The organism is Pseudomonas sp. Tun-23181, assembly GCF_057415455.1.
The window spans coordinates 4173551-4191386 of record NZ_CM171630.1 but is presented as its reverse complement, the minus strand read 5'-3'; the positions used below and the strand labels follow the sequence as shown (position 1 = coordinate 4191386).

The window sequence follows — 17836 nt, the reverse complement described above, 5'->3', positions numbered from 1 at the left end:
GTTCCTAGGGGCAGCTGCAAGCTACAAGAAAAAGCAGGCAGCGATCAGCTTGAAGCTTGCGGCTTGAGGCTTGAAGCTGGGGAGGCTTCGCGGACTAGCCGCTCGAGACCCGCCAGGTCCGGTACCCGCGCGACCTGCTCGCCGACCTGCACGGCCGCCAGTTCCAGGCTGGCCAAGGGCACGTCCACATAGTTGAGCTGGCTGTCGAGCTTGCATGAGCGGGGGATGTCCTGCAGCAGCAGCGCCAGATAGCGTAGCCCGGTGTCGCCCAGGGCGTTGAGCACAACGACGCGCGAGCGCTCCCCGCAGGCAGTCTCGCCGCCACAGGCGGCCTCGAAGCCGATCAGCGGCAAGCGCTGCTGGCGCCAGTCGATCCAGCCCAGGTGCCAAGCCGGGTTGCCCGGGCGGCAGGCGAAGGCACGCTGGCCGATCAGCTCGGCCACGGCGACGTTGGGCAGCACCAGGGTGCGGTCGCCCAAAGGCAGCAGCAGGCCCGTCAGGCTGCTGCGCTGGCCGGCGATATGTTCAAGCATGAGGCTGGCTCCAGTGGGCGATGCTCTGCAGCAGGACCGACTCCTGGTAGGGCTTGCCCAGGTATTCGTTGACCCCGATGGCCATGGCCCGGTCGCGGTGCTTCTGGCCGGTACGGGACGTGATCATGATGATCGGCAGATCCTTCAGGCGGGTGTCACGACGCACTCGGGTGGCCACCTCGAAGCCGTCCATGCGTGGCATCTCGATGTCCAGCAGCAGCACGTCCGGGCGATGCGCCTCAAGCTGAGCCATGGCATCGACACCGTCCTTGGCGGTCAGCACGCTCATGCCGTGGCGCTCCAGCAGACGGCTGGTGACCTTGCGCACGGTCACCGAGTCGTCCACCACCATCACCAGCAAGCGCCGCCGTGGCACCGGGCCGAACAGCGGGCGCGGCCCACCCTGGCCGCCCGGCAGGCGGGCCAGGCGGCGCTGCTGGCCCCGTAGCTGGCCGAGCAGGTCGAGGATCAGCACCACCCGGCCATCGCCCAGCAAGGTCGCCCCCGACAGCCCCGGTACCGCGGCGAACTGCGGCCCCAGGCTCTTGACCACGATCTCGCGGCTCGGCGACAGGCTGTCGGCCTGGATCGCGTACGACTGCGCCTGGGCATGCAGCAGCAGGACCGGCAGCGGCACGCTCTGCCCCAGCAGGCTGGGCTGGGCCGTCCCCTGCAGCAATTCGCCGAGGTAACGCAATTCGTATGCGTGGCCGGCGTAGGTGTAGCGCGGCGGGTCCAACTGGTAGCAAGCCTCCAGCTCAGCGGGCGGCACACGCACGATGCCTTCGATGGTGTTGAGCGGGATGGCGTACTGCTCCTCGCCCAGGTGCACCATCAAGGCCCGATTCACCGACACGGTGAACGGCAGGCGGATCAAAAAGCGCGCGCCCTTGCCAGGGCTGGACTCGATGCTCATCGAGCCGCCCAGTTGCTTGACCTCTTCGTGCACCACGTCCATCCCCAGGCCGCGCCCGGAGATCTGGGTGATCTTCTCGGCGGTGGAGAAACCGGGGCGCAAGATGAACTGCAGGATCTCGTGGTCGCTGAGCTGTGCCCGGGGTGACAGCAGGCCACGCTTGATCGCCTTGTTGCGCACCGCCTCCAGGGGCACGCCAGCACCGTCGTCGCTCATCTCGATGACGATGTCGGCGCCTTCGTGAAGCAGGTTGAGGTGAATGGTCCCAAGCTCCGGCTTGCCGGCGGCCAGGCGCACCTCGCGGGCTTCCAGGCCGTGATCGACGGCGTTGCGCAGCATATGCTCCAGGGGCGCCACCATGCGTTCGAGGACACTGCGGTCCAGTTCGCCCTCGGCATTGCCGACCACCAGCTCGACCTGCTTGCCCAGCTCGCTGGCCACCTGCCGGACCACCCGCTGCAAGCGCGGCACCAGGCGCTCGAAAGGCACCATCAAGGTGGCCGTCAAGCCTTCCTGCAGCTGGCTGTTGACCCGTGCCTGCTGCAACAGCAGGCTGTGCGTCTCCTGGGCGCGCTGGGCCAGGGTTTCCTTGAGGTCGAGCAAGTCCGAGGCCGATTCGAACAAGGCCCGGGACAACTGCTGCAACTGGGAGTGGCGGTCCATTTCCAAGGGGTCGAAGTCGTCGTAGGCATCGCCCTCGGGCTGGTAGCGGCTGGACATGCGCCCCTGGGTCTCGATGTCCAGGCGCAGCAACTGGTCGCGCATGCGCTCCAGGGTGGTCTCCATCTCGTTGAGGGCGAATTGGGCATCGTTGATCTGTTGCTCGATGCGCCCCCGGATCACCGAATGCTCGCTGGCCAGGTTGCCCAGGTCATCGAGCAGCTCGGCATCGACCTTGACCATATCGCCCGCCGGGCGCTCGGGGGCGGCGGCAGGCGCCTCGGCAGGCGCCGCCTCGGCCTGGGCGGCCACGCTGTCGGCCAGGGCGGCGCTGCTGAAATTGCGGATGTAGTCGATCAACGCCGTGGCGGCATGCAGCGGCTGGCCGAGGCGAACCGCATCGAGCATGTGCGCCAGGCGATCGTGGCAATTCTGCAGCAGGGCGAACAAGGCCGGGCTGGGCGGCAGGCGTCCGGCGGCCAGCAGCTCGTAGAGAAACTCCAGTTCGTGGGCCAGGTCGCCGATGGCCGCGATCTCGACCATCCGCGCCCCGCCCTTGAGGGTGTGCAGGTCGCGCAGCAGGTTCTCGATCTCGACGCTGCTGCGCGGGTCGGCCTGCCAGCGTTCCAATGCGGCGGCAGCGCTTTCGACGATGTCCGAGCTTTCTTCGAGGAAGACTTCCAGCAGTTCGTTGTCACCCGGGCTGTCCGTCTCTTGCGCTACAGGCCCGGGTGAGGCCAGCGGTGTCACCGCATCTTGGCCCACCAGGCCCGTGGCACCTGGCTCGAGGGCGTCGTCCAGCAGCCCACGCAAGGCGGCGAGGCACTCCGGACGGGCGGTCGCCTCCTGGCCGGCGGCAATCTCGTCGAGCATGTCGATCAAGGCTTCATGGGCCTGCTGAGCTTGGGCGAAGAAGCGCGCACTGGCCGCCAGGCTACCCTCTTCCACCGCACCGTACAGGTCGAGCAAGGCCTCGCAGAGTTCATCCACCTGCCACAGGTCCGCCAGATGGGCAGCGTGGCCAAGGGTGGTCAGTTCGTCGAGCAAGGCATCCAGTTCCTGGCGCTCGCCGGGATGCTCCTGCCAGCACGACAGCAACGATTCGGCATCGAGCAGGATGTCCATGCCCTGGGCCAGGAAGCGGGCGATCAACTGGGGATCGCGCTTGACCCTGCGCGTGTGCAGAGGCTCGTCCTGCAGGACCGCCAGGCGCGCATCCACCGCCTCGCCGACCTGCTCGATCAGCTCCACCGCACCGGGGATGGCCACCAGCGGCGCGCTGTCCAGCTGGGCCAGGCCCACGTGGAACAATGAGCGGGCCGCCTCCAGCCATTCGAGCTCCGCGACCTGCAAGCGCAACTGGTGCCCCTTGTATTCGCGCACCAGGCGGTCGAAGGCAGTGGCCAGTTCAGCGATCGGCATGACGCCGGCCATGGCGGCGCTGCCCTTGAGCGTGTGCAAGGCGCGCTGCAGGCTGTCGCTGACCGGCGTGCCCTGCCCGTCGGCCGCCTGCAGGAAGGCTTCGAGACGGCCGAGGTGGCCCAGCGCCTCGTTGCGGAAGATCTCCAGCAGTTGCGGATCGAACCCCTCGACCTCGCTGGCCACAGGCGCATCGTTCATCGCCAGCGCGTGCAGGTGGCCGGCCAGTTGCTCGACCTCCTCCAGCGGCGGCAACTGGCCGACCGCAAAATCGGCGAGCAGGTCGGGCAGGCGCACGAACACCTGCTGCAAGGCCACTACCCCTTCGGCACCCAGCGCGATGCGCCCCTCCAGTACGCGGTTGAGCAGATGCTCGGCGCCCCAGGCCAGCTCCGCGACAGCCTCGGCATGGACCATCCGCCCGCTGCCCTTGAGGGTGTGCAGCGCACGGCGTACCTCGACCAGGGCATCGTGCAGGCGATTGTCCGCTCGCCAGCGCAGCCAGTGGCGCTCGACCTCCGGGAGCAGCTCGCCGGCTTCCTCGAGGAACACCTGGCGCAGTTCGTCGTCGATCGCCTCGGCCTCGGCGCTCGCCTGCTGTTGCCGGCACGGCACGCCCAACGCCGCCAGGCTGACACAGGCCATGTCGATGAAGGGCTGGCCATCGGCCAAGGGGTCGGCCACCTGCCATTGCAGGTAGCACTCACCGGCGCTGAGGGCCTCGGCCAGGTGGTTCAGCTCGTCCGCCGGCGGTTCTTCGTCCAGGTGCGACAGCCAGCCCTGCACATAGCCGGCACAAGCGCCGAATACCTCGGCGGCGGCCGGCAGCATCAGCATCGCCAGCGCCCCCCGCACTTGCTGCAACAGGCCCGGCAAGGGTTGCAGGCGCTGGCGCGGCCAACCGGACTCGAGGCAGTCGCCGATCAGGTCCTTGGCCTGCTGCAACACCGCCAACGACTCGTTCAGCACCAATTGGCGGATCTGCGCCAGGTCCGCCCCGGGCAGCCCTGCCTGGCCGGCCTCCTCCAGCGGGCCGATCATGCCATTGAGGGTCGCCTCCACGTACAACAGGGCGCCGGCCATATCCATCAATACCGCGTCGTCCGCTGCCCGCTCGCCCTGGGCCAGGGCCTGCAGGGCCAGCACCTGGTCGACGATCACCCGCCGCGGCTGCTGGAATCCCAGTACGGCCAGGGTGTCGGCGACCTGGCGCAGCGGTGCCAACAGCGCTTCGAGCTGCTCGCTCTGCTGGCGGTCGCCCCGCACGAACTGGTCCAGGCGCTCCTTGATACGCACCAGGTCGTCACACAGCGCCATCACCACCGAGCGCAGGGCATCGCGGCCCTGGCCGGCCTGCAGCTGTTCGCGCCAGTTGCCCAGGGACAAGTCGAGGTTGGCCAGGTCGGCGGCACCCGCCAGGCGCTGCGCCGCATCGCCCACCAGGCAGCCCTGGGACAGTGGGTCGGCACCGCGGCAGCCGCGCAGCTGGTTCAGCAGCGGCAGCATCACCAGCGGCAGGTCGTGACGGGCGCTGCGCAAACGCTCCAGGTACGGCGGAAGCTGCTCCAGGCCACGGAACAGTGCCCCCAGGCAGTCGCCACGGGGGCTGACCTGGCCGTCGGCCATGGCCCGCCCGAGCAGTTCCAGTTCCTCGGCCAGGCGCGCCGCGCCGCGCAGTTCGAGCATGCGCAGACAACCCTGCACCTGGTGCAGGTTGTCGACGAAGAAGGCCAGCACCGCCGGGTCTTCCGGCTCGCTGGCAAAGCGCTCCAGCGCCTGGCGCGCCTGCCCCAGGCAATCGAGGATGGGCGCCTTGGCCCAGGCCAGGGCAACCGTGTCGTGACGTTCGGGGCTCACTGCTGCAGCGACCATCGGTGGCTCCTCAAGGTCGCTCGGCAGGCGCCGGCAGGGTGAAACCGGACACCGAGCGGCGCATTTCACTGGCCATGCGTGCCAAGTGGCGGATGCTGTCGGCGGTGGCGCCGGAGCCGGCGGAAGTCTGCGCGGTGATCTGCTGGATCACCGCCATGGTGTGGGAGATCTGACCGGCCGAGGACGTCTGCAACTGGGCGGCATCCGAGATGCTGTGGATCAGTTCGGCCAAGGTCTGCGATACCCCCTCGATCTCCGCCAGGGCAACGCCGGCGTCCTGGGCCAGGCGGGCCCCACGCACCACCTCGGCGGTGGTCTGCTCCATGGAGATCACGGCCTCGTTGGTGTCGGCCTGGATGGTCCGCACCAGCGCCTCAATCTGCCGGGTGGCCGACGACGAGCGCTCGGCCAGGCGCTGCACCTCGTCGGCGACCACGGCGAAGCCGCGTCCGGCCTCGCCGGCGAGCGAGGCCTGGATCGCCGCGTTAAGGGCCAGGATGTTGGTCTGGTCGGCAATGTCGTCGATCAGGCTGACGATATCGCCGATTTCCTGGGAAGACTCGCCAAGCCGCTTGATCCGCTTGGCGGTGTCCTGGATCTGCTCGCGGATGTTGTCCATGCCCTGGATGGTGTTGTGCACCACCTCGTTGCCCTTGTTGGCAATGGCGACCGAACGCTCGGCCACCTTGGCCGACTCGTAGGCATGGGCCGAGACCCGGTCGATCGACTCGACCATATCGCCCACCGCCAGCGAGGCCTCGCTGATCTGCTCGGCCTGGTGCTCCGAGGCCTTGGCCAGCTGGCGCGCGGTGTTCTGGGTGTCCTGCACCGCGGCGGCGACCTGCTCGGCGCTGTGATTGATGGTCACCACCAGGTCGCGCAACTGGTCGACCGAGTAGTTGATCGAGTCGGCGATGGCGCCGGTGAAGTCCTCGGTGACCGAGACGGTGACGGTCAGGTCGCCGTCGGCCAGCTCCTCGATCTCGTCGAGCAGGCGCATGATCGCCTGCTGGTTGCGTTCGTTCTTCTCGGCGGTGTCGCGCAACTGGCGACGGGTGGTGCGGACCATCACCAGGCCGATGAGGATGATCGACGCCAGCGCTAGCAGGCCTAGGGCGTAGCCGCCGACGGTGTCGAGGGTGCGCCCGTTGGCCAGGTTCTCGAAGCCATTGGCCAGGTGCGAGGCCTCGTCGAGCAGGGTCTGCGACAGGCTGAAGATGTTGCCGGCCGCCTCGCGTACGCGAAACAGCTCGGGCGAGGTCTCGAGGATCTCGTCCACCGAGCCTGCGACGAACTGGAACAGCTCGGCGATCTCCGCCAGGCGGGCGCGGGCATCCGGGTCCTCGACCTTGGTCACCTGGATCGCCGGGTTGCCCCCGAGCATGCCTTCGAGCACCTGGCCGAAGCGGCTGGCGTCGCGGCCGAAGGCATCGGCGGCCTGGGCCGCACTGTCGTCCCCGGCCAGCACGGTATTGACCGAGCCGAGGATGCGCTCGGCGAGCAGCAACTGGCGCTGGGCCACGGCCACCTGGTTGGCGGGCGCACCGCTCTGCAACAGGATCTCCACCACCTTCTCGTACTCGACCTGCAGCTGCGGCACGGTCTCGGCCAGGGTCGCCGCCACCTGGTGCAGGGACAGCACGGTCTGCTCGCTGGCCAGGATGGTGTCGGTGTTCTTGCGCAGGTTCTCCCAGTCCTGGTGCACGGCGGCCATCTCGTCGCGCACGGTTGTCGGTGCCGGCGGCAGGCCGGTGGCCTTGTCGCCCTCGCGCAGGTAGCTCCAACGCCGCTCGAAGTCGTTGCGCGCATCGCTCAGCAGCTTGAAGGCCAGGGCCTTGCCGGTCGCCGCCTCGGTGGCGTTCTTGGCGATACGCTGGGACAGCACCCGTAACTCGCCGGCGTGGCCGATGTACTGCTTGTCGTAGGTGGACTGGGTATTGAGGTAGGCGAAGTTGGCGAACAGCAGGATGATCGACAGGATCAGCACCACGAACAGCACGGTGATCTGCGCACTGCTACGGGCACGCGGCGTCACGGCTGGTGGGGTGACGGGGGTGACGGGCTTGTTCACGGTCGGTCCTCTACAACGCCACATCGAGAAAGCCCGGCGCCTGGGCCAGGGCGAACGGGCTGAAGATCGCCCAGTTGCGCTCACGGGGGAAATGCCCCTGGACGAAGGGCGCCGCGGCATGCAGCAGCGGCTGCGGCGGCGCCAGCTCCAGGCTGCTCAGGGCAAAGTGCTGCAACCCCAGCACCTCGTCCACCAGCAGGCCGGCGAACAGTTCCTCGTGGTCCAGCACCAGCACCCGGCGCTGCTTGCCCGGCGCCGCCGGGCCGAGGCCGAAGAAGGCACACAGGTCCATCACCGGCAACAGCCGGCCACGCAGGTTGGCCACGCCGCTGACCCATGGCTGCACGCCTGGCACCCGGCTGCTGCGCGGCTCGCGCAACACCTCGGCGACTTCGCCCATGGGCGCCACGAACCACTGCCCGGCGATGCGAAAGCCGATGCCACTCCAGTGTTGCACCCGGGTGTCCTGGAGGGGCTGGTCGGCCACCAGCAGGCGGCAGCGCCGGTCGATGTCCAGCAACAGCTCGAAGGCGGTCAGCGACGCGCCGTGGGGGCGGGTGGTCAAACCTTGAGCACTTCTTGCAGCTTGCCGATCAGCGCGGCCTCTTCCACCGGCTTGGTCAGGAAGTCGCGGGCGCCCTGGCGCTTGGCCCAGATCCGGTCGGTTTCCTGGTCCTTGGTGGTGACCACGATCACCGGAATGGCGCTGGTCTCGGCGTCCTTGCTCAACTGGCGGGTGGCCTGGAAGCCATTCATGCCGGGCATGACGATGTCCATCAGCACCGCATCGGGCTTTTCCTGGCGGGCCAGGGCCACGCCGTCGGCGCCGTTGTCGGCCTTGAGCACCTGGTACCCGTGCTTTTCCAGCCAGGTAGTCAGTTTGTACATTTCTGTCGGCGAGTCGTCGACAATCAGAACTCGGGCCATGCTGTTTCCCCATCAAAGGAAAGAAGACACCGCCATGGCGGACGGGGTCAGGGTGCGTGTTGTGCCTGCACGGCGAACCCGGGCACGTGAGCCCTGATCGCATCGAGCAGTTCTTCCTTGCTAAATGGTTTGGTCAGGAACTGGTCGGAGCCGACCACCCGGCCGCGGGCCTTGTCGAACAGGCCATCGCGCGAGGACAGCAGGATCACCGGGGTATCCTTGAAGGCGCTGTTGTGCTTGATCACCGCGCAGGTCTGGTAGCCGTCCAGGCGTGGCATCAGGACATCGACGAAGATGATCTGTGGCTTGTGGTCGACGATCTTGGCCAGGGCATCGAAGCCATCGCTGGCGGTGATCACCTCGCAGCCCGCCTCGCCGAGCAACATCTGGGCGGTGCGGCGGATCGTGCGCGAGTCGTCGATCACCATCACCTTCAGGGGTTGTTCCATATCTTCGCTACCATCGATGCTCGCGGAGAGCGGCAAGCTTCAGGCCTCAAGCGCCAAGCTTCAAGCGGCAAGAAAAAGCGGATCGGGGCATGGCGGGCCTTTTCTTGCAGCTTGGGGCTTGCAGCTTGAAGCTGTGGGCATTTTTAGCACACTCCGGATAGCCATTCCATCTGCCCGGCCCTTGACCATCCGCGCTCGCGGCGCCACCCTGAACCACTTTTGTCTTAGAGCCATCGCGGCCCAGGTGCCGCCAAGAGGAATTCACCCATGAGCGTTCGCCTCGGGATTGTCATGGACCCCATCGCGTCCATTTCCTACAAGAAGGACAGCTCGCTGGCCATGCTGCTGGCGGCCCAGGAGCGCGGCTGGACCCTGTTCTACATGGAACAGCGTGACCTTTACCTGGGCGCCGGCCAGGCCCGTGCGCAGATGCGCCCGCTGACCGTGTTCGCCGACCCGGCACGCTGGTTCGAGCTGGGCGAGGAGCAGGACTGCGCCCTGGCCGAGCTCGACGTGATCCTGATGCGCAAGGACCCCCCCTTCGACATGGAGTTCGTCTACAGCACCTACCTGCTGGAGCAGGCCGAGGCCGAGGGCGTGCTGGTGGTCAACCGCCCGCAGAGCCTGCGCGACTGCAACGAGAAACTGTTCGCCACGCGCTTCCCGCAGTGCATGGCGCCGACCCTGGTCAGCCGCCGCGCCGACATCCTGCGTGAGTTCGCCACCACCCATGGCGACGTGATCCTCAAGCCGCTGGACGGCATGGGCGGCGCCTCGGTATTCCGCCACCGCCCAGGCGACCCCAACCTCTCGGTGATCCTCGAGACCCTGACCCAGCACGGCAGCCAGCAGATCATGGCCCAGGCCTTCCTGCCGGCGATCAAGGACGGTGACAAACGCATCCTGATGATCGACGGCGAACCGGTGCCCTACTGCCTGGCGCGCATCCCGGCCAGCGGCGAGACCCGTGGCAACCTGGCCGCCGGCGGCCGTGGCGAGGCCCGCCCGCTGAGCGAGCGCGACCGCTGGATCGCCGCCCAGGTCGGCCCGACCCTGCGCGAGAAGGGCCTGCTGTTCGTCGGCCTGGATGTGATCGGCGACTACCTCACCGAGATCAACGTCACCAGCCCGACCTGCATCCGCGAGATCGACGCCGCCTACGACACCCGCATCGGCGCCCAACTGATGGACGCCATTGATCGCAAGCTCAAGGCGCACTGACCACCGACGCGAAGCAAACGCGCGCAGTGGGGTATGATACGCAGCCGCAAGCTTCGGGCTGCAAGCCGCAAGAAAACGCGGGCCTGCGCCTGGCCGCCGCTACTTGAAGCTTGCAGCTCTAGCTCGAAGCTGACTGTGGATACCTGATGACGTTGCCCGCCGACATCCCCGCCGACCTGCTGCCACCCCGCGTTCGCCCGGTGGACCGGCTCGGCTTCACCCTGTTCCTGGCTGCGCTGGTGCACCTGGCACTGATCCTCGGCGTGGGCTTCACCGTGGTCAAGCCGGCCGAAATCCGCCACACCATGGACATCACCCTGGCCACCTTCAAGAGCGAGAAGCCGCCGCAGAAGGCTGACTTCCAGGCCCAGGACGACCAGCAGGGCAGTGGCACCCTGGAGAAGAAGGCGGTGCCCAAGACCACCGAGGTCGCGCCGTTCCAGGACAGCAAGATCAACAAGGTCACCCCGCCGCCGGCGGCCAGACCCGAGACGCCACCTGCGCCGAAAAAATCCGCAGTGGCCACCCAGGCACCCAAGCCGCACAAGGTCGAGCCCAAGCCCAAGGAAAGCAAGCCGCGGCCCAAGCCCCAGGCGGCGGTGCCGGAGTTCGACAGTTCGCAGTTGTCCAGCCAGATCGCCAGCCTCGAGGCGGAGCTGTCCCAGGAGCAGCAGCTGTACGCCAAGCGCCCGCGCATCCACCGCCTCAACGCGGCCTCGACGATGCGCGACAAGGGTGCCTGGTACAAGGAGGAGTGGCGCAAGAAGGTCGAGCGGGTCGGCAACCTCAACTACCCCGAGCAGGCCCGCCGCCAGCAGATCTACGGCAACCTGCGGATGATGGTGTCGATCAACCGCGACGGTTCGCTGTACGAGGTGCTGGTCCTGGAGTCCTCCGGCCAGCCGGTGCTCGACCAGGCGGCCCAGCGTATCGTCCGTCTGGCAGCGCCGTTCGCACCGTTCACCGGCGACCTGGCGGAGTTCGACCGGCTGGAAATCATCCGCACCTGGCGCTTCGCCCGCGGTGACCGGTTGTCCAGCAACTAGCTTGAAGCTCGAAACGTGGTGGAGCTTGAAGCCAAGCCTACCTGACGCCACACTATCACCCATGAAAACCCTCAACCCGAGCTACCTCAAGCATCAGTTCCTGATCGCCATGCCACACATGGCCGATCCGAACTTTGCCCAGACCCTGACCTACATCGTCGAGCACAACGCCAACGGCGCCATGGGCCTGGTGGTCAATCGCCCGCAGGAGCTGAACCTGGCCGACATCCTGGAGCAGTTGCGCCCGGACGAAGAGCCGCCCGTCAGCACCCTGCAGATCCCGATCTACCAGGGTGGCCCGGTGCAGACCGACCGCGGCTTCGTGCTACACACCAGCGAATGCAGCTACCAGGCCACCGTCGAGCTGCAGGGGCTGTCGCTGTCCACCTCCCAGGACGTGCTGTTCGCCATCGCCGACGGCATCGGCCCCAAGCGCAGCCTGATCACCCTGGGCTACGCCGGCTGGGAAGCCGGCCAGCTGGAGGCCGAGCTTGCCGACAACGCCTGGCTCAACTGCCCGTTCGACCCGGAAATCATCTTCGGCCTGGCCAGCGACCTGCGCCTGGAGGCTGCCGCCGCCAGCCTGGGGATCAACCTCAGCCTGCTGACCAGCCAGGCGGGCCACGCCTGATGGCCGAACTGCGCCTGCTGCTGGGCTTCGACTACGGCAGCAAACAGATCGGCGTGGCCGTCGGCCAGGTGATCACCGGCCAGGCCCGCGAGTTGTGCACCCTGAAGGCGCAGAACGGCGTGCCGGACTGGGCCCAGGTGGAAAAACTGATCGACGAATGGAAACCCGACGCCATCGTCGTCGGCCTGCCGCTGAACATGGATGGCACGCCCAGCGAGATGAGCGCCCGTGCCGAGAAATTCGCCCGCCGCCTGCACGGCCGCTACAACCTGCCGGTGCACACCCACGACGAGCGCCTGACCACCTTCGAGGCCAAGGGCGAACGCCTGGCCCGCGGTGGTCAGCGCGGCAGCTACCGCGACAACCCGGTCGACGCCATCGCCGCCGCCCTGCTCCTGCAAGGCTGGCTGGAGGCCAACACCGGGCACTAACCCATCCGCTTTGCAGCCGGGCCAACCCGGCGCCCCGAGGAGCACGCAATGAGCCTACCCAATCCCGCCGACCTGATCCGGCAGATGGCCGTCGACCTTCGCGCCCACCTGGCCCGTCGCAACATCGCCGAGCCGCGCTTCATCGGCATCCGCACCGGCGGCGTGTGGGTGGCCCAGGCCCTGCAGCAGGCACTGGGCGACAGCAGCGCGCTGGGCACCCTGGACGTGTCCTTCTACCGCGACGACTTCAGCCAGAACGGCCTGCACCCGCAGGTACGCCCGTCGGAACTGCCCTTCGAGGTCGAGGGCCAGCACCTGGTGCTGGTGGACGACGTGCTGATGAGCGGTCGCACTATCCGCGCCGCCCTCAACGAACTGTTCGACTACGGCCGTCCGGCCAGCGTGACCTTGGTCTGCTTGCTCGACCTGGATGCCGGCGAACTGCCGATCCGCCCCAACGTGCTCGGCGCTACCTTGTCACTGGCGCCCAATGAACGGGTAAAATTGACCGGACCCGCACCGCTCGCCCTCGAGCGCCAGGACCTCGCCACCGCTTCCGCCCTTTAAGAGTCCCTCGCGATGACGCCATTCGACGCCAAGCGCCCGCTGCAGCTCAATGACCAGGGCCAGCTGCGCCACTTTCTCTCGCTCGACGGTTTGCCCCGCGAACTGCTGACCGAGATCCTCGACACCGCCGACTCCTTCCTGGAAGTCGGCGCCCGGGCCGTGAAGAAAGTCCCGTTGCTGCGCGGCAAGACCGTGTGCAACGTGTTCTTCGAGAACTCGACCCGCACCCGCACCACCTTCGAACTGGCCGCCCAGCGCCTGTCGGCCGACGTGATCAGCCTGAACGTGTCGACCTCCTCGACCAGCAAGGGCGAGACCCTGTTCGACACCCTGCGCAACCTGGAGGCCATGGCCGCCGACATGTTCGTCGTGCGCCACTCCGACTCCGGCGCTGCGCACTTCATCGCCGAGCACGTGTGCCCGGACGTGGCGGTGATCAACGGCGGCGATGGCCGCCACGCGCACCCGACCCAGGGCATGCTCGACATGCTGACCATCCGTCGCCACAAGGGCAGCTTCGAGAACCTCTCGGTGGCCATCGTCGGCGATATCCTGCATTCGCGGGTGGCCCGCTCGAACATGCTGGCACTCAAGGCCCTTGGCTGCCCCGACATCCGCGTGATCGGCCCGAAGACCCTGCTACCGGTGGGCGTCGAGCAATACGGCGTGAAGGTCTACAGCGACCTGGCCCAGGGCCTGAAGGACGTCGACGTGGTGATCATGCTGCGCCTGCAGCGTGAACGCATGGCCGGTGGCCTGCTGCCCAGCGAAGGCGAGTTCTACCGCCTGTTCGGCCTGACCACCGCGCGCCTGGCCGCCGCCAAGCCCGACGCCATCGTCATGCACCCGGGGCCGATCAACCGCGGCGTGGAGATCGAGTCGGCGGTGGCCGACGGCGCCCAGTCGGTGATCCTCAACCAGGTCACCTACGGCATCGCCGTGCGCATGGCCGTGCTGTCCATGGCCATGAGCGGCCAGGCCGCGCAACGTCAACTCGACCAGGAGAACGCCCTGTGAGCATCAGCATTCTTGGCGCCCGGGTCATCGACCCCAACAGCGGCCTGGACCAGATCACCGACCTGCACCTGGACGGCGGCCGCCTCCAGGCCATCGGCGCCGCACCGGCCGGCTTCAGCGCCAGCCGCACGATCCAGGCCGATGGCCTGGTCGCCGCTCCTGGCCTAGTCGACCTCGACGTCGCCCTGCGCGAGCCGGGCTACAGCCGCAAGGGCAACATCGCCAGCGAGACCCGCGCCGCCGTCGCCGGTGGCGTCACCAGCCTGTGCTGCCCGCCGCTGACCCGCCCGGTGCTGGACACCTCGGCAGTCGCCGAGCTGATCCTCGACCGTGCGCGCGAGGCCGGCAACAGCAAGGTCTACCCGATCGGCGCCCTGACCAAGGGCCTGGAGGGCGAGCAACTGGCCGAACTGGTGGCGCTGCGCGACACGGGCTGCGTGGCCTTCGGCAACGGCCTGCAGGGCATCGCCAACAACCGCACCCTGGTACGTGCCCTGGAGTACGCCGCCACCTTCGACCTTACCGTGGTGTTCCACTCCCAGGACCGCGACCTGGCCCAGGGCGGCCTGGCCCACGAAGGCGCCATGGCCAGCTTCCTCGGCCTTTCGGGCATCCCGGAAACTGCCGAAACCGTGGCCCTGGCACGCAACCTGCTGCTGGTCGAGCAGACCGGCGTGCGCGCGCACTTCACGCAGATCACCAGCGCCCGCGGCGCGCGCCTGATCGCCCAGGCCCAGCAGTTGGGCCTGCCGGTCACCGCCGACGTGGCCCTGTACCAGCTGATTCTTACCGACGAGGCCCTGCGTGACTTCTCCAGCCTGTACCACGTGCAACCGCCGCTGCGCACCGCCGCTGACCGCGACGGCCTGCGCGAGGCGGTGAAGGCCGGGGTGATCCAGGCGATCTCCAGCCACCACCAACCCCATGAGCGCGACGCCAAGCTGGCGCCGTTCGGCGCCACCGAGCCGGGCATCAGCAGCGTCGAGCTGCTGCTGCCGCTGGCCATGACCCTGGTCGAGGACGGCCTGCTCGACCTGCCGACCCTGCTGGCCCGCTTGACCTGCGGCCCGGCGGCAGCCCTGCGCCTGCCCGCCGGTGAACTGAAGGTAGGCGCCGCGGCAGACCTGGTGCTGTTCGATCCGAAGGCCTCGACCGTGGCCGGCGAGCAATGGTACTCGCGCGGCGAGAACTGCCCGTTCATCGGCCACTGCCTGCCGGGTGCGGTGCGTTATACCTTGGTCGATGGGCACCTCTGCCACGAGAGCCAACCGTAAGCTGCGAGCTACAAGCGGCAAGAGAGAAAGCAGGGCCTCCACCGATCCGCTTTTTCTCACCGCTTGTAGCTTGGCGCTTGAAACTGCTCCCCCCTCCCCCCATATGAGTCTGCAACAGGCATTTTCGCCCCGCTGCGTGGAGACTCTCCCTTGACTACCATCGTTTCAGTTCGCCGCCACGGCAAAGTCGTCATGGGCGGCGACGGCCAGGTTTCCCTCGGCAACACCGTGATGAAAGGCAACGCCAAGAAGGTCCGTCGCCTGTACCACGGCCAGGTCATCGCCGGCTTCGCCGGTGCCACCGCCGACGCCTTCACCCTCTTCGAGCGGTTCGAAGGCCAATTGGAGAAACACCAGGGCCACCTGATACGCGCCGCCGTCGAACTGGCCAAGGAATGGCGCACCGACCGTTCCCTGAGCCGCCTGGAAGCCATGCTCGCGGTCGCCAACAAGGACGCTTCGCTGATCATCACCGGCAACGGCGACGTGGTCGAACCCGAAGACGGCCTGATCGCCATGGGCTCCGGCGGCGCCTACGCCCAGGCCGCAGCCCGCGCCCTGCTGAACAAGACCGACCTCTCGGCCCGCGAAATCGCCGAGACCGCCCTGAACATCGCCGGCGACATCTGCGTGTTCACCAACCACAACCTGACCATCGAGGAGCAGGACCTGGCCGAGTGATCAGCTGTTCTGGCGTCCCGCTCGCAGCGGGACTTTTCCACGCTGATCACGCCGCCCGAGGACCATATTCATCATGTCCATGACCCCCCGCGAAATCGTCCACGAACTCAACCGCCACATCATCGGCCAGGACGACGCCAAGCGCGCCGTGGCCATCGCCCTGCGCAACCGCTGGCGGCGCATGCAGCTGCCTGCCGAACTGCGCAGCGAAGTCACGCCGAAGAACATCCTGATGATCGGCCCCACCGGCGTCGGCAAGACCGAGATCGCCCGCCGCCTGGCCAAACTGGCCAACGCGCCGTTCATCAAGGTCGAGGCGACCAAGTTCACCGAGGTTGGCTATGTTGGCCGCGATGTCGAGTCGATCGTCCGTGACCTGGCCGACGCCGCGCTGAAGATGCTCCGCGAGCAGGAGATCATCCGCGTGCGCCACCGCGCCGAGGACGCCGCCGAGGACCGCATCCTCGACGCCCTGCTGCCCCAGGCCCGGGTCAGCAGCTTCACCGAGGAGGCATCGCAGTCGAGCGCCGACTCCAACACCCGCCAGTTGTTCCGCAAGCGCCTGCGCGAAGGCCAGCTGGACGACAAGGAAATCGAGATCGAAGTGGCCGAATCCGTGGGTGTCGAGATCGCCGCCCCGCCCGGCATGGAAGAAATGACCAACCAGCTGCAGAGCCTGTTCGCCAACATGGGCAAGGGCCGCCGCAAGGCACGCAAGCTCAAGGTCAAGGAAGCGCTGAAGATGGTCCGCGACGAGGAAGCCAGCCGCCTGGTCAACGAGGAAGAGCTCAAGGCCAAGGCCCTGGAAGCGGTCGAGCAGCACGGCATCGTGTTCATCGACGAGATCGACAAGGTGGCCAAGCGCGGCAACGTCGGCGGCGCCGATGTCTCCCGCGAGGGCGTGCAGCGCGACCTGCTGCCGCTGATCGAGGGCTGCACCGTCAACACCAAGCTGGGCATGGTCAAGACCGACCACATCCTGTTCATCGCCTCCGGCGCCTTCCACCTGAGCAAGCCGAGCGACCTGGTGCCCGAGCTGCAAGGCCGCCTGCCGATCCGCGTCGAGCTCAAGGCGCTGACCCCGGAAGATTTCGAGCGCATCCTGCAGGAGCCGCACGCCTCGCTGACCGAGCAGTACCGCGAACTGCTCAAGACCGAAGGCCTGAACATCGAGTTCGCCGCCGACGGCATCAAGCGCCTGGCCGAGATCGCCTACCAGGTCAACGAGAAGACCGAGAACATCGGTGCCCGCCGCCTGCACACCCTGCTCGAGCGCCTGCTCGAAGAGGTGTCGTTCAGCGCCGGCGACCTGGCCAGCGCCCACGACGAAGCGCCGATCCGTATCGATGCGGCCTACGTGAACAGCCACCTCGGTGAGCTGGCGCAGAACGAAGACCTGTCGCGCTACATCCTCTGAAGCCTCGAGCGGCAAGCTGCAAGCTGATCTCCTTCGCTTGCAGCTACGCGACCGCATGATTTTTTCGCGGTGGCTTGAATATCGCCTCTTGTAGCTTGAAGCTTGAAGCTTGTAGCCCCAAGAGAAGAAGCCCATGGCCCGCCTGCCCACCGCCATCAACCTGCACAAAGCCTCCAGGACCCTCACCCTCACCTACGGCCCCGATGAGGTCTACCACCTGCCCGCCGAATTCCTGCGCGTGCACTCCCCCTCCGCCGAAGTCCAGGGCCACGGCAATCCGATCCTGCAATACGGCAAGCTCAACGTCGGCCTGACGGGCCTGGAGCCGGCTGGCCAATATGCACTGAAACTGACCTTCGACGACGGCCATGACAGCGGATTGTTCACCTGGGAATACCTCGAACAGCTGTGCCTGCGCCAGGAACAGCTGTGGGCCGAGTACCTCGATGAACTGCACAAGGCCGGCAAGTCGCGCGACCCGTCCGAGTCGGTGGTGAAACTAATGCTCTAGCTCAAGGCCCCCAGGCTTTAGAGCGCATTTTCTAAACGCATCTGCTTGAATGCCTGATTGACGGCTCAGTGAAGGGCTGTCTTGCGCATTACATGAAAGTCGGGTAACCAATGGAGCTGGCAAGTTTCCTGCACCGTCTCGAGCACGGGCAGGGCTTGGCCGGTATGTAGAGGTCGCGAGCGAAAGCAGGCTG

General features: G+C 67.3%; 16 protein-coding genes. 10 read left to right on the top strand and 6 right to left on the bottom strand.

All coding sequences use genetic code 11. The annotated features are described in order from the left end of the window. Positions 1–44: 44 nt before the first annotated feature. Genes ACDI39_RS19925 through ACDI39_RS19900 form a run of 6 tightly spaced genes read right to left on the bottom strand, consistent with a single transcriptional unit; the run spans position 45 to position 8847 of the window. Entirely contained in the window at positions 45–533 is a 489-nt protein-coding gene (locus ACDI39_RS19925) for a chemotaxis protein CheW (protein WP_225788855.1), read from the bottom strand. Further along, a complete protein-coding gene (locus ACDI39_RS19920) occupies positions 526–5400 on the bottom strand; it encodes a hybrid sensor histidine kinase/response regulator (protein ID WP_486536993.1) in 4875 nt (1624 codons plus the stop codon). Before ACDI39_RS19920 ends, ACDI39_RS19925 begins: the two co-directional genes overlap by 8 nt. Before the next feature lie 10 nt (positions 5401–5410). Then, positions 5411–7471, bottom strand: a complete 2061-nt coding sequence (locus tag ACDI39_RS19915) for a methyl-accepting chemotaxis protein (RefSeq protein WP_225788853.1) — start codon at positions 7469–7471, stop codon at positions 5411–5413. Between the two features lie 10 nt (positions 7472–7481). Continuing rightward, complete coding sequence (locus ACDI39_RS19910; protein ID WP_225788852.1) at positions 7482–8036, bottom strand: chemotaxis protein CheW; 555 nt, start codon at positions 8034–8036, stop codon at positions 7482–7484. Then, positions 8033–8398, bottom strand: coding sequence for a twitching motility response regulator PilH (pilH, locus tag ACDI39_RS19905; RefSeq protein ID WP_486536992.1), 366 nt, complete (start codon positions 8396–8398; stop codon positions 8033–8035). The genes ACDI39_RS19910 and pilH overlap by 4 nt, the downstream gene beginning before the upstream one ends. Positions 8399–8445: 47 nt before the next feature. After that, positions 8446–8847: a response regulator gene (locus tag ACDI39_RS19900; protein ID WP_225788850.1), complete on the bottom strand. Its 402-nt coding sequence runs from the start codon at positions 8845–8847 to the stop codon at positions 8446–8448. Positions 8848–9114: 267 nt separating this feature from the next. On the opposite strand from ACDI39_RS19900, the gene gshB reads away from it, so the two are divergent. The 10 genes from gshB (at position 9115) to ACDI39_RS19850 (ending at position 17643) form a co-directional block, all read left to right on the top strand. Next, complete coding sequence (gshB, locus tag ACDI39_RS19895) at positions 9115–10068, top strand: glutathione synthase (RefSeq protein WP_225788849.1); 954 nt, start codon at positions 9115–9117, stop codon at positions 10066–10068. Between the two features lie 146 nt (positions 10069–10214). Beyond that, the gene (locus ACDI39_RS19890; RefSeq protein WP_253102780.1) at positions 10215–11114 is read left to right on the top strand and encodes an energy transducer TonB; all 900 of its coding nucleotides are present in this window, start codon (positions 10215–10217) and stop codon (positions 11112–11114) included. A 61-nt stretch (positions 11115–11175) separates the two neighbouring features. Further along, positions 11176–11745, top strand: coding sequence for a YqgE/AlgH family protein (locus tag ACDI39_RS19885; RefSeq protein ID WP_225788847.1), 570 nt, complete (start codon positions 11176–11178; stop codon positions 11743–11745). Beyond that, entirely contained in the window at positions 11745–12176 is a 432-nt protein-coding gene (ruvX, locus tag ACDI39_RS19880) for a Holliday junction resolvase RuvX (RefSeq protein WP_225788846.1), read from the top strand. The genes ACDI39_RS19885 and ruvX overlap by 1 nt, the downstream gene beginning before the upstream one ends. Positions 12177–12224: 48 nt before the next feature. Beyond that, entirely contained in the window at positions 12225–12743 is a 519-nt protein-coding gene (gene pyrR, locus ACDI39_RS19875) for a bifunctional pyr operon transcriptional regulator/uracil phosphoribosyltransferase PyrR (RefSeq protein ID WP_225788845.1), read from the top strand. A gap of 12 nt (positions 12744–12755) precedes the next feature. Further along, the gene (locus tag ACDI39_RS19870; RefSeq protein WP_225788844.1) at positions 12756–13760 is read left to right on the top strand and encodes an aspartate carbamoyltransferase catalytic subunit; all 1005 of its coding nucleotides are present in this window, start codon (positions 12756–12758) and stop codon (positions 13758–13760) included. After that, on the top strand, positions 13757–15034 hold the full coding sequence (locus ACDI39_RS19865; protein ID WP_225788843.1) for a dihydroorotase: 1278 nt from the start codon (positions 13757–13759) through the stop codon (positions 15032–15034). The genes ACDI39_RS19870 and ACDI39_RS19865 overlap by 4 nt, the downstream gene beginning before the upstream one ends. A gap of 150 nt (positions 15035–15184) precedes the next feature. Next, positions 15185–15715, top strand: coding sequence for an ATP-dependent protease subunit HslV (gene hslV / locus ACDI39_RS19860; protein ID WP_043207181.1), 531 nt, complete (start codon positions 15185–15187; stop codon positions 15713–15715). Positions 15716–15788: 73 nt separating this feature from the next. Next, positions 15789–17132: an ATP-dependent protease ATPase subunit HslU gene (gene hslU, locus ACDI39_RS19855; RefSeq protein ID WP_253080920.1), complete on the top strand. Its 1344-nt coding sequence runs from the start codon at positions 15789–15791 to the stop codon at positions 17130–17132. A 133-nt stretch (positions 17133–17265) separates the two neighbouring features. Continuing rightward, entirely contained in the window at positions 17266–17643 is a 378-nt protein-coding gene (locus ACDI39_RS19850) for a gamma-butyrobetaine hydroxylase family protein (RefSeq protein WP_225788841.1), read from the top strand. The last annotated feature ends 193 nt before the right edge of the window (positions 17644–17836 follow it).

What these genes read in the sequence shown, in the direction of transcription:
- ACDI39_RS19900 (WP_225788850.1), bottom strand. Translation starts at nt 8,847, where the DNA reads ATGGAACAACCCCTGAAGGTGATGGTGATCGACGACTCGCGCACGATC.
- ACDI39_RS19870 (WP_225788844.1), top strand. Translation starts at nt 12,756, where the DNA reads ATGACGCCATTCGACGCCAAGCGCCCGCTGCAGCTCAATGACCAGGGC.
- ACDI39_RS19885 (WP_225788847.1), top strand. Translation starts at nt 11,176, where the DNA reads ATGAAAACCCTCAACCCGAGCTACCTCAAGCATCAGTTCCTGATCGCC.
- ACDI39_RS19890 (WP_253102780.1), top strand. Translation starts at nt 10,215, where the DNA reads ATGACGTTGCCCGCCGACATCCCCGCCGACCTGCTGCCACCCCGCGTT.
- pilH (WP_486536992.1), bottom strand. Translation starts at nt 8,398, where the DNA reads ATGGCCCGAGTTCTGATTGTCGACGACTCGCCGACAGAAATGTACAAA.
- pyrR (WP_225788845.1), top strand. Translation starts at nt 12,225, where the DNA reads ATGAGCCTACCCAATCCCGCCGACCTGATCCGGCAGATGGCCGTCGAC.
- gshB (WP_225788849.1), top strand. Translation starts at nt 9,115, where the DNA reads ATGAGCGTTCGCCTCGGGATTGTCATGGACCCCATCGCGTCCATTTCC.
- ruvX (WP_225788846.1), top strand. Translation starts at nt 11,745, where the DNA reads ATGGCCGAACTGCGCCTGCTGCTGGGCTTCGACTACGGCAGCAAACAG.
- hslU (WP_253080920.1), top strand. Translation starts at nt 15,789, where the DNA reads ATGTCCATGACCCCCCGCGAAATCGTCCACGAACTCAACCGCCACATC.
- ACDI39_RS19850 (WP_225788841.1), top strand. Translation starts at nt 17,266, where the DNA reads ATGGCCCGCCTGCCCACCGCCATCAACCTGCACAAAGCCTCCAGGACC.
- ACDI39_RS19925 (WP_225788855.1), bottom strand. Translation starts at nt 533, where the DNA reads ATGCTTGAACATATCGCCGGCCAGCGCAGCAGCCTGACGGGCCTGCTG.
- ACDI39_RS19920 (WP_486536993.1), bottom strand. Translation starts at nt 5,400, where the DNA reads ATGGTCGCTGCAGCAGTGAGCCCCGAACGTCACGACACGGTTGCCCTG.